At 48.3% G+C, this 10,745-nt stretch carries 9 protein-coding genes; 3 read left to right on the forward strand and 6 right to left on the reverse strand.

What is annotated here, in order from left to right; genetic code table 11:
* Positions 1–19: 19 nt before the first annotated feature.
* Positions 20–535 carry a 3H domain-containing protein gene (locus ACY2VT_RS10860; protein WP_461879912.1) on the reverse strand — a complete coding sequence of 172 codons (516 nt, stop codon included), beginning with the start codon at positions 533–535 and terminating at the stop codon, positions 20–22.
* A 220-nt stretch (positions 536–755) separates the two neighbouring features.
* Between ACY2VT_RS10860 and sigG the strand changes: the two genes are divergently transcribed.
* Positions 756–1,541 (forward strand): RNA polymerase sporulation sigma factor SigG, encoded by a 786-nt coding sequence (gene sigG, locus ACY2VT_RS10865; protein WP_461873405.1) that lies wholly within the window; start codon positions 756–758, stop codon positions 1,539–1,541.
* A gap of 10 nt (positions 1,542–1,551) precedes the next feature.
* Here the strand turns inward: sigG and ACY2VT_RS10870 are convergent, their stop codons facing one another.
* On the reverse strand, positions 1,552–2,355 hold the full coding sequence (locus ACY2VT_RS10870; RefSeq protein WP_461879905.1) for an AraC family transcriptional regulator: 804 nt from the start codon (positions 2,353–2,355) through the stop codon (positions 1,552–1,554).
* Positions 2,356–2,485: 130 nt separating this feature from the next.
* Here ACY2VT_RS10870 and ACY2VT_RS10875 point away from each other — a divergent pair, with 130 nt between their 5' ends.
* Complete coding sequence (locus ACY2VT_RS10875; RefSeq protein WP_461879906.1) at positions 2,486–3,616, forward strand: glycoside hydrolase family 27 protein; 1,131 nt, start codon at positions 2,486–2,488, stop codon at positions 3,614–3,616.
* Complete coding sequence (locus tag ACY2VT_RS10880; RefSeq protein WP_173828533.1) at positions 3,616–3,807, forward strand: hypothetical protein; 192 nt, start codon at positions 3,616–3,618, stop codon at positions 3,805–3,807. The genes ACY2VT_RS10875 and ACY2VT_RS10880 overlap by 1 nt, the downstream gene beginning before the upstream one ends.
* A gap of 86 nt (positions 3,808–3,893) precedes the next feature.
* Here ACY2VT_RS10880 and ACY2VT_RS10885 read toward each other — a convergent pair whose 3' ends face one another.
* From ACY2VT_RS10885 to ACY2VT_RS10900, 4 genes are all read right to left on the reverse strand, one after another.
* Entirely contained in the window at positions 3,894–5,540 is a 1,647-nt protein-coding gene (locus ACY2VT_RS10885) for a BCCT family transporter (RefSeq protein WP_461879907.1), read from the reverse strand.
* A gap of 37 nt (positions 5,541–5,577) precedes the next feature.
* The gene (locus ACY2VT_RS10890; RefSeq protein ID WP_461879908.1) at positions 5,578–6,357 is read right to left on the reverse strand and encodes an NTP transferase domain-containing protein; all 780 of its coding nucleotides are present in this window, start codon (positions 6,355–6,357) and stop codon (positions 5,578–5,580) included.
* A gap of 20 nt (positions 6,358–6,377) precedes the next feature.
* Positions 6,378–8,150: an NTP transferase domain-containing protein gene (locus ACY2VT_RS10895; protein WP_461879909.1), complete on the reverse strand. Its 1,773-nt coding sequence runs from the start codon at positions 8,148–8,150 to the stop codon at positions 6,378–6,380.
* Positions 8,151–8,276: 126 nt separating this feature from the next.
* Positions 8,277–9,173 (reverse strand): metallophosphoesterase, encoded by an 897-nt coding sequence (locus ACY2VT_RS10900; RefSeq protein ID WP_461879910.1) that lies wholly within the window; start codon positions 9,171–9,173, stop codon positions 8,277–8,279.
* Positions 9,174–10,745 lie beyond the last annotated feature (1,572 nt).

A 10,745-nucleotide genomic window follows, 5' to 3' on the forward strand; every position in this document is an offset into this window, starting at 1 on the left:
AAAATAAGGGCTTTTTCCCCTATTTCACGGTCCGCACCAGATAGCCTTTCTTTCGCAGTTCCTCTTCAATCAGATCCAGTGTCTGCGCAGAGTCTGCCGATACGGTATGAAAATGTTCCCCGGATGTGATATTCTTCAGCGGCCGTGATTTTCCCTGCCGGATTTCTTCCATAAACAGTGCCACCTTATTTCGTGAACTGATATTCAGTTCCGCCCGCAGTTCTCCGTAAACCTCGTGACGCACAATCACATCCAGCACAACGCCGCCGAAATCCACAATTGTATTCAGCTCTTCCTGCATCTGCTCATCCGTGTGATTCACCTCAAAGACCCGCGTCTCTCTCACCGGGCTGCTGCAGATGTAGCCGCGGTTTGTCGCAATCACATCGTATCCGGCAGCGCGGATCAGGGCAATGTCCTGGACAATCACCTGGCGGCTGACTTCACAGCTCTTCGCCAGTGCCGCACCGGAGACCGGCGTCTTACTGTTTGTTATTCTTCGAAGAATCTCTTCTCTTCGTTCCTTTCCACTCATCATAAAACAAGACCTCGCATTTCGTACACTTCCCTTATCTTATCACACTTTCCGCCGTTTCTACAATAGCAGGAAATCATTTTCCAAAAGCTTTGTCAAGGACTAAAACTTTATGAAATTTTCCGGGCTCTCGTATATTCGCCCCGCCAACTGCCAATCATGAACGTATAACAGTAACGAACGGTAACCATACGTTCCATGTTTCAGGAGGATGCATACCATGGCGATCAATAAAGTTGAACTGTGCGGAGTCAATACATCACGCCTTCCCGTACTGAATGCCGAAGAAAAGGAGACTCTGCTGAAAAAAGCCCGCGAAGGAGATGCTGATGCCCGCGAACGCTACATTCAGGGCAATCTGCGCCTTGTCCTAAGCGTGATCAAGCGCTTCTCCAACAGCAGTGAAAACGCCGACGATCTCTTTCAGATCGGCTGTATCGGCCTGATTAAGGCGATCGACAACTTCGACACGACCTTAAATGTCCGCTTTTCCACCTACGCCGTGCCGATGATCATCGGTGAAATCCGGCGGTATCTGCGTGACAACAATGCCATCCGTGTCAGCCGTTCCCTCAGGGATACTGCCTACCGCGCCATCTGCGCCCGCGAACTCTATCTCAAACAGAACCAGAAGGAGCCTTCCATTGAGGAAATCGCTGCTGAAATCGGCATCGGAAAAGAGGATATCGTTTATGCCCTCGACGCAATCCAAAGCCCGATGAGCCTGTATGAGCCCGTCTACACGGAAGGCGGCGATACCCTGTATGTCATGGATCAGTTAAGTGATAAGAAAAATAAAGAAGAAAACTGGGTGCAGAACCTCGCCCTGCAAGACGCGGTCGCCCGTCTCAATGAGCGCGAACGCCAGATCATCCGCATGCGTTTCTATGAGGGGCAGACCCAGATGGAGGTTGCCCGGGAAATCGGCATCTCGCAGGCGCAGGTCAGCCGGCTGGAAAAGTCCGCCCTGCGCTCTATGCGGAATTATCTCTCCGACGAGCGGTAACGCCCGCTGTTCACTGAATTTCTGCAAACTGCAGCCGGTAATCCGACGGCGGCATTCCATAGTGTTTCCGGAACACACGGGAATAGTAAAAGGGATCTTCAAATCCGCACGACAGCGCCGTCTGTTTGACCGTCATCCCCATCTGCAGCAGCTTTTCTGACTGCTGCAGCCGATATTCCAGCAGATACTGTCCTGGTGACCGGCCGATTTTCTTCTGAAACAGACGGTTCAGCGTTGTGCGGCTGACCGCCATTTTCCGCGCAATTGTCTCCGCGCAGAACTCACTCCTGTGATACCCTGCGGCAATCAGAGCCATCACTTCCATGATCCGCGGATCTTCCTTCTTTCTCTCCTCCCGCTGCGGCTCCGCCAGATCCTGGTACACGCCCAGAAGCGCAAGCAGCACACCGACGGCCTCCTGGCTGTTCCGGCGATAGAGTTCCATCTGGCAGAGACGCTCAAAATACGGCAGAAGCCTTTCCTGACAGAGAGGCGGCGCCGCCGGCTGCTGTGGGTTCAGTACCGACCGTGCCAGAATCTGCCGGCATTGTTCCCCGACAAAATCAACCCACACATATTCCCACGGCTCGTTCTCATCCGGCGCGTACTGCACCACCTGCTCCGGACAGATCAAAAAGCTCTGTCCGGCGGTAAGTGTGTACGTCTTTTTCCCGCAGGTAAACGTTCCCTTTCCGCTTATAATATAATGTATAATATAGCACTGCCGTACACCCGGCCCCCAGGAATGCAGATCATGGCAGTCCTGCCGCCCGGCATCGACAGGCCGGATCCCGTTCATTTCTGATACAAGCATATTCTTTCCTTTTCCCGTATTTTATTCTTTATGAAACAAAAATCCATGTTTTTGTCTTAAAATTCCATGGTTTTGCTCTGGAAATCCATCTATACTCAAAGTACATCAAAACTTACGGGAGGTCAATACTATGATCAAACTTACACCGCCGATGGGCTGGAATTCCTGGAATACCTTCGGAGAAAATATCAATGAAAAAATGATTTTTGAAACTGCTGATGTCATGGCCGAGAGCGGCCTGCGCGATAAAGGATACGAATATCTTGTCATCGACGACTGCTGGTCTTTACGTGAACGCGATGAAAACGGCCGTCTTGTGCCGGATCCGGAAAAATTTCCGCATGGTATGAAAGCCGTTGCCGATTACGTTCATTCCAAAGGGCTGAAATTCGGTATGTATTCCTGCGCCGGAAACATGACGTGTGCCGGCTACCCTGGCAGCTATGAGCACGAATTTGTCGATGCGGAAACTTTCGCATCCTGGGATGTTGATTTCTTAAAATACGACTACTGCTACCACAGTCCGATCCTGCATGGAAAATATCTGTACCGCCGCATGGGACTGGCACTCGAGAACTGCGGCCGCGACATTCTCTTCTCTGCCTGCTCCTGGGGTGCCGATGAAACGCATGAGTGGATCAAAGAAACCGGCGCTTCCATGTGGCGTTCCACCGGCGACATCTTTGATACCTGGGATTCTGTCAAAGATCTCGTGGCACAGCAGGAAAAACTGCATCCGTACAACGGCGTCGGCTGCTTCAACGATATGGACATGCTGATCGTCGGCATGCACGGAAAAGGAAATGTTGGACTGGCCGGCTGCAGCGATGTCCAGTATCAGACACACTATGCACTGTGGGCATTCCTTGGCTCCCCGCTGATGATCGGCTGCGACATCCGCAAGATGAGCGACGAAACCCGCCGCATTCTCATGAATGACGAAATGATCCGCATCAACCAGGATCCGCTCTGCCGTCAGCCGTATAAAGTGAAAAACCATGCATGGAATGACAACGTTCTGATTTATGTAAAAGCGCTCGCAAACGGAGATCTTGCTATCGGCATGTTCAATCTCAGTGATGAAAAATCGCGTGCAGCCATGAATCTGGATGAGATCGGCCTTCCGTTCTCCACTGGCCGTACTCTGGAACTTACTGAGGTCTGGACCGGCGAGAACCTGTGTGCAAACAATGCATCCCTTGTCACAGAGCTCGAGCCGTTTGCATCAAAAGTATACCGTGCAAAGGTCGTAAAACTCTGATGGCACGCTGTATGCAGTGCGGCAAAGAACTCACGCATAACGAGATCGGCGCCCACCGCAAATTTATCAACCGCGGCGCGGAACAGTTTTTCTGCAAGCAGTGTCTTGCTAAGCATCTCGGTGTAACGCCGGAGCTCATTGACGAAAAAATCGAACAGTTCAAGCGGCAGGGGTGTACACTGTTTGTATAGACCTATACTGTCTGAAATGCACACAGCCGGATTTCCGCCAAATAGAAATCCGGCTCTATTTTCATGCTGCACAAGAAAGAATCCTGCTACGGCAGGATTCTCCGCCTGCGGCGGGTCGCTTCAGCGACATAATTCCCGTCCGCCGCAGTGCGATCCTGCCCGGAGGGCTTTTTTATTTCTTTCAGATATGCTCCGGCATCCTTTAGGAATCCCGCCACAATCAGAAGAATTACCATTCCGATCGGAAACGCTGCCACGATACTGACCGACTGCAGATTGCTCATAGAGCTTTCGGAAAAGACCAGTGCAATCGGAAGCAGAATCAGCAGAAGGCACCACATAAGCTGAATCGCTTTCGATGGCTGCTGTCCCTCTTCCAGACGGCGGTAGCTGTAGCAGGAAACCGTCAGCGCAATCGAATCAAACGAGGTCGCATAAAAGGCAATCATCGTGAGCAGCAGAACGACAAGAACCAGCGGTGTACACGGGATCTTCTGGATCATGGCGATAATCATTCCATAGAGATCACCGTCTTTGGCATACTGCGCGATAAAATCCGCTTTTCCCGCCATCTGCATCCCCATCGATTCATTTCCCAGGATGATAAAGCTTAAAATCGTGGAGCCAACGCCGAATCCATATCCGCCAAGGATTGTCTGCCGCACCGTTCTTCCCCGGGAAATACTTCCGATAAAAAATGGCGCCGCCACGCACCATACCATCCAGTATGCCCAGTAATAAATAGTCCAGTTCTGCGGAAAATGCGTCTCGCGCAGCGGATCGGTATCGGTCGCCAACGTCGGGAAATACTGAATCATCCGTCCCAGCGATGAAAATCCCGTCTCGATAATATACCGCGTCTGTCCGCCGAACAGCAGCACGTACGCCAGCAGCCCGAAAAACAGATAGATGCAGAGCTTTGCCAGAAAACCGATTCCGCGGAAGCCGTGAAGCAGCGAATACGTGTACACAAAACACGTAATCAGCAGAATCACAATTGTCACTGTGTTCCGATCCAGATTGATATGGAACAATGCATTGATTGCACTTGCCATCAGCGGCGTTGCCACGCTGAATGTCGTTGCCGTTCCTGCAAGGAGTGCAAATACCGCCAGCAGATCAATCAGCCGTCCGCCGATGCCGTCCGTCTGTTTTCCCATAATCGGACGGCAGGCTTCTGAATACCGCTGCCGGTTCCGTTTCCGCACGTGCAGCATAAACCCAAATGCGGCAGCGAGAACGAGATAAAAGCCCCACGGAATCAGACTCCAGTGAAACAGCGGGTACACGCCCGCCCACTCCTGGATTCCGCCCATCTTTTCAATCTGCGGATCAGCAGCATACATCACCCATTCTGCAAAAGAATAAAACAGAATGTCTGCCGCAAGGCCGCACGTAAACATCATGGATCCCCAGACAAAAAAAGAATATTTCGGTTTCTCGTCCTGCTCTCCTAACACAATATCGCCATATTTTGAAAATGCCAGATACAAAGAGAGCAGAAAAACGCCAAGGCCAATTGCAAGATAATAGACTCCAAAGGTATCTCCAAAGAAGAAGCGTACCTTCGCAAGAACTGTGTTGGACTGTTCCGGCAGGAGGAAAAACAAAATACTGAGCGCTGCTATCAGTCCCAACGGCAGCAGCGTGATCATCCAGTCAATCTGACCTTTTCCCCGTATTTTTTCGCTCTGTTTCTTTTTCGCCGCTTTGTTTTCATCAACTGTATTCATGTTTTCTGTTCCTTTCTGCTATACTGCCCGATCCAGCTTATTTTTTTTCTGATTTTTCCTGACCCTGTGCCTCATATCCGCAGTAAGACGGATCCAGATCGCAGAGTTCCGAGAAATCATCAATCTCAATCAGATCGCCTTCCTGCATAGGATAAATGCCAAGCTCATATTCTTCAAAATGACAGAACATCGCCACATCATCCCAGTAAATCTGGCGGTTCTGTTTTTTTTCAAATTCCAGTTCCAGGTGGCGTTTCAGCCGCTTTCCGTCCTCCCGGTTCCAACGTGATACACTGAAGAGCTGCCAGCCGCCCTTACCGCCGGTCCGGCTGCAGGAACACACGATTCCATCCTTCACCTGCATCAGCCATTCATCCGTCTTTTCGTCCGTCCAGACAGCATTGTAGCCAGAATGCGTAAATTCCGGTGCAAGAATTTCTTTTTTGTATATCATCTGATCCCCATCCAGAATCATTGCATTTTCCAGATGCTCCCGCGCCACATAGAGGGAGGCAATGTTGTTGCAGGAATCCCAGTACGGGTTTTCAATCAGCTGCACCCCTTCGTAATTCTCCGTCAGGCATGCGAACTGCTCCTTCTGATATCCCGTCACCACATAAATCTCAGAAATCCCGTTTTCCTGCAGTGCCCGGATCACCGTATCAATCATGCGGACACCGTTCACGCGGATCAGCGGTTTCGGCGTGTCGAGCGTTACCGGCCGCATTCGCGTTCCTGTTCCTGCCGCCATGATAATGGCACGTTCTACACGATGTTTCTTCCGTATTTCGCAATGCTGCATCTGCTCCACTTCCATCTTTTTTCACTCTCCCACTCTTATTCTTCCTGTCCTTCTGTTTTCGCAAGCCGTTGCATCACAAGCTGATAATAGTCTTTTGCATACCGGTACTGCCGCAGCGAATACTCACCAAACTCCACGCCTAACCGGCTCTTGTACTCACACCAGTTGCTCCATAAAAGCCCGCACACCGCAATGTATGCGTAAATTTTCGTGCGCACCTCCTTCGGACAGCCTTCCGTAAAATAACTGTCGATCAGCGCATCCACCTGCAGACGGTCATACATCGCATAAATACAGAACATCGCCAGATCCACATGCGCATCCTGCATGCCCGCATATTCCCAGTCAATCAAACGAATTTCCGTTCTGCCGTTTTTCTCTACAAACAGAAAATTGTCCGGCACCGCATCAATATGTGTCAGCGTCCACACCTTCGGCTGTGCTTCCAGATAAGCCGCAAGCTCCATCACATGCGCCTTCGTCGTACTGTAATCCCGATAAACAGACGGTTCCCCCTCCCACAGACTTTCATAGTATGCGATCTGGCCAAACAGAGAAAACGTATGCTCCACGCTCAGATGCTCCTCATGGAAGGAACGGAGCTTTTTCATACAGGCCTGCACATCCTCCGGCTTTTCCGGATCGCAGACACGCGCGCCCTCTAGGTATTTCGTAATCTTATAGCCGTTTTCCGGATTGATCGACACGATTTCATCGCAGATGCCCTTTCCGTCCAGCGTCCGATATACCGCCGCCTCCTGCCTGCGGTTGATCAGAAGACTCGTACCTTCCCCCGGAATCCTCATAATGTACCGCTCGCCGCGACAGCGGAATAAAAACGAACGGTTTGTCATTCCCTTTTTCAGGACCTCAATCCCCGTAATCTCCTCCCCGGAAACTGAAAGCACCCGTTCAATTTCTGCCATCGCATCCGACTTCAGCTGATCCGAATTTTCATCCAGCTCGCGCAGCTGCTCGTAGGTATTAATCTCCACCACAGCCCCTTCCGGGACAAGCTTTGCCTGCACCGGCATCCCGTTTTCCGCAAAAAGAGCATCTTCCCAGAAAACATGGTCATACCGGCGGTCCTGTACCATCGTTTCGATTCGCCGCGCCATCGACTGCGCCACAGGATCCGTCAGATAGCTGATGCCGATCATATGATTTCCTTCTTTTTCCCCGCCCGAGGGCACAAGCTCCCATTTCCGGCTCACACGAACTGTACTGTCGGGATCTTTTGCATCACTCACCAGATACCAGGAATACCACTCATACTCCGAAAACGGATTTTCCCGGCACCAGAGGTCGCACGGCATAAGATACGTTTCGCCAAGCTGCGGCAAAACCTTTGCCAGGGAATGCAGATTGTTTTTCTCTGCATACTCCATATTGACAACCAGCTTCACGCCATACTGGTCAACCAGATAGTCGTACTGTTCCTTTTTGAAACCGACGACAACATAAATTTCCTTCACATTTACCACATGAAGCTGACGGATCAGCCGCTCAATCAGCGGTTCCCCCTCTACTTCCAAAAGCCCTTTCGGCGTTTCCATATTGATCGGCACCATCCGCATTCCATATCCGGCAGCCAGAATCACCGCATTTTTCGGGCGATGCTTTGCCATCTCAAGCCTGGCTTTTTCCGTCAGCTCCATATCTGTTGTTAAAAAACCCTGCCCCTGCAGCGCTTTCACCGAACGGTTTACCATTCCCAGCGAAAACCCACACCGCTCCGCCAGCGCACGCTGGTTCCGGCAGTGGTATTGCAGGATCACGTTCAAAATATCTGATTCCTGTTTGTTCATGTACATCTATCCTTTCGTTTTCGTGAACATTGTTATTATAATACAGGACCGGCGGCATGTCAAGCTGCCAGCCGATCCCCCTGAAAATATATTTCATAAACGCTCTAATCCATGTGCAAGTTTTTTTCACCATCCTCCTTCCGGTACAAGATCCACGCAGACAATCTCGGGAATATTGTTGAACCGTGGAATCACCTCCGTATTTCCAAGCCCCGCAGACAGAACCAGATGCCGTTTTCCATCCTCTGAATCAAAAACGCCCTTCAGCCGTCCCGGAAAACAACCCATATCCGGCGCATATACACCGCCGATCCCAGGCAAAATAACCTGCCCTCCGTGAAGATGACCGGAAAACACGCAGTCCATGTTCCATTCCTCCAGGGCATCATTTTTCAGCCAGGCAATCGGAAGATGACTGAGCAGGATCTTGTAACGGTCGGTATTCTCAAAATCCCATAAAAACATGCATTCGCTAAGATCAGCTTCTTCCGTTTCCAGGTATTTGTCCGGCAGACAGTAACCGTAAATGCCGCCGATGCGAAGAGACTGCCCTTTTACGGTAATATCCCGGTATTGGTGCTCCAGAACGATTGCACCGGCGTCCTGATACAATTGCGTGATATCTGTGCCAAAATTGTCCTGGTATTCTATCTCATGATTTCCCAGGGACAGATAGACGGGAGCAATCTCACAGAGAGAAGAAATTAAATTGGTAGCAATCTCTGTGACGGGTTCTCCGGAATTTAGCAGATCCCCTGTAAGCAGAATCAGATCGGGCGACTGACTTGCTATCCGGTCAATCAGCTCCTTATTGTCTTCTCCAAACTCGCTGTTGTGCAGATCCGTCAGCTGCACAATCCGGATTGAGGTGTCGATTTTGTCGAAGGGGATCTGATAGGAAGAGTAGCTTAGGGAGTGTTTCGATTGGTCGAGGTTTTGGCAGGTTGAGATTCCGAGGAATAGAAGTATAATAATAACGAACACCCATTTATGCTGCCTTGATGTTTGCATTAATTTATCCATATATTGATATACTCCTTGTCTGCCACTTTCAATGGAAAAATCTTTGATTTTGTTATACTCCAAGTATCTAGTCTTATCATTTTTTCATATGATTTTTAAAAAATTCAACACAATATTTAAATGATTCTCTATCCACCACTGATGCTACGATAAAAAATGCAGGAATAACTAAGAGACATACCACTGTTGCGTGAAGAATAAGCGAAAAATACGTTTAGTGTAACTTTCTTGCAAAGTTCAGATATACATCAATCAAATCCCATACAGGCATTAATCTTGATTATTCGGGATGAATATTCCGGATGAGTTTCCATCAACTGTCCGGTGATATGAAAATCACTTTTTAGATTTACTTTTGTGCATGCCGAATCATAATTTCTATGAGAAATATTGGTAAAGGCTGCTACGCACCGCAGATACGGCAAGGTCTTGACTAATATTCCCATAAAAATGGACAAATAATCAAGCACAAAACAGGCGATTTCCGAGTACCGGAACTCCGATTTCCAAATTTCCGGATTTGCGATTTCGAGTCGCAAGAATATTCACGTAATAAACGGGAGAACCCTCACTTATCGGAATATACATAAACCAACGCACCAACAAATAACAACATAATGGGAACTATACTTTTTTATGTTGCCATAATCATCTCAATTTTTCAATCTTCCATAAAAGACAATCTCATATCAAAATTCTGTAATCTCACTAATAATCATTTGATACTGAGCAGCCATTTTAAGGGCCAATTCTGGGATTTTTCAGCTATATAATATACTACAAGACTAAGCAACACAGCAACACCAAATTTTAGCAAAATCATTGAATCACCCCCCCATATAACATCAATCACACCATAAATAAAAACTGTATGTAAAAAATAAATAGACGAACTCATATTTCTACAAATACGTGAAATCGACTTACTTAATCTAAAATCTTTAGATTGATAAGTGATGATAAACAGGCAAACTGCTTGAATCGGATATAAGCAAAGCCACCGACTCCATCCACATACATGAATAATAATCATCCCAATACTAGCCAACACATAAATGAACGCAGTTTTCCAGGCATTAAAACAGCATCGGTTAATGTTCCTTCTAAGAAAATATCCAATTGCCACATAAGGGATTCCTTTCATGAATAGATTATTACTCCAACTGAAAACTGCATAGACCGCCTGATGCATCCACCTCATTCCCAGTGCGGTTACATTTGCGTCATATAAGATTCCCAAAATAAGACCAATAATACTAATACAATACAAAGCCTTATCCAGTTTTTGGCGCACGAAAAAAGCTATTACAAAGTAAACGGTAAAACCTAAGTACCTTGAAAAATATCAGGCTGCTTCTGTAGTCATGCTATTTTTCATCCGGTTTCTGTGGTTTTCGTATATTTTCTGGAAGTGTTTCTGACCAAGGCAGAACTGATGGTGTATAAATAAAGTTGACAGCCTATTCTCAAGGATTTCATAGTATAATCAAGAGAATAAGGAGGTGCCCAACTATGGCACGAAGTCAACGTAAATACGATCACGAGTACAAAGTACAGGCGGTTAAGCTTGCA

The organism is Fusicatenibacter sp., from assembly GCF_050872605.1.
In the GTDB taxonomy this organism is placed as follows: Bacteria; Bacillota; Clostridia; order Lachnospirales; family Lachnospiraceae; genus Fusicatenibacter.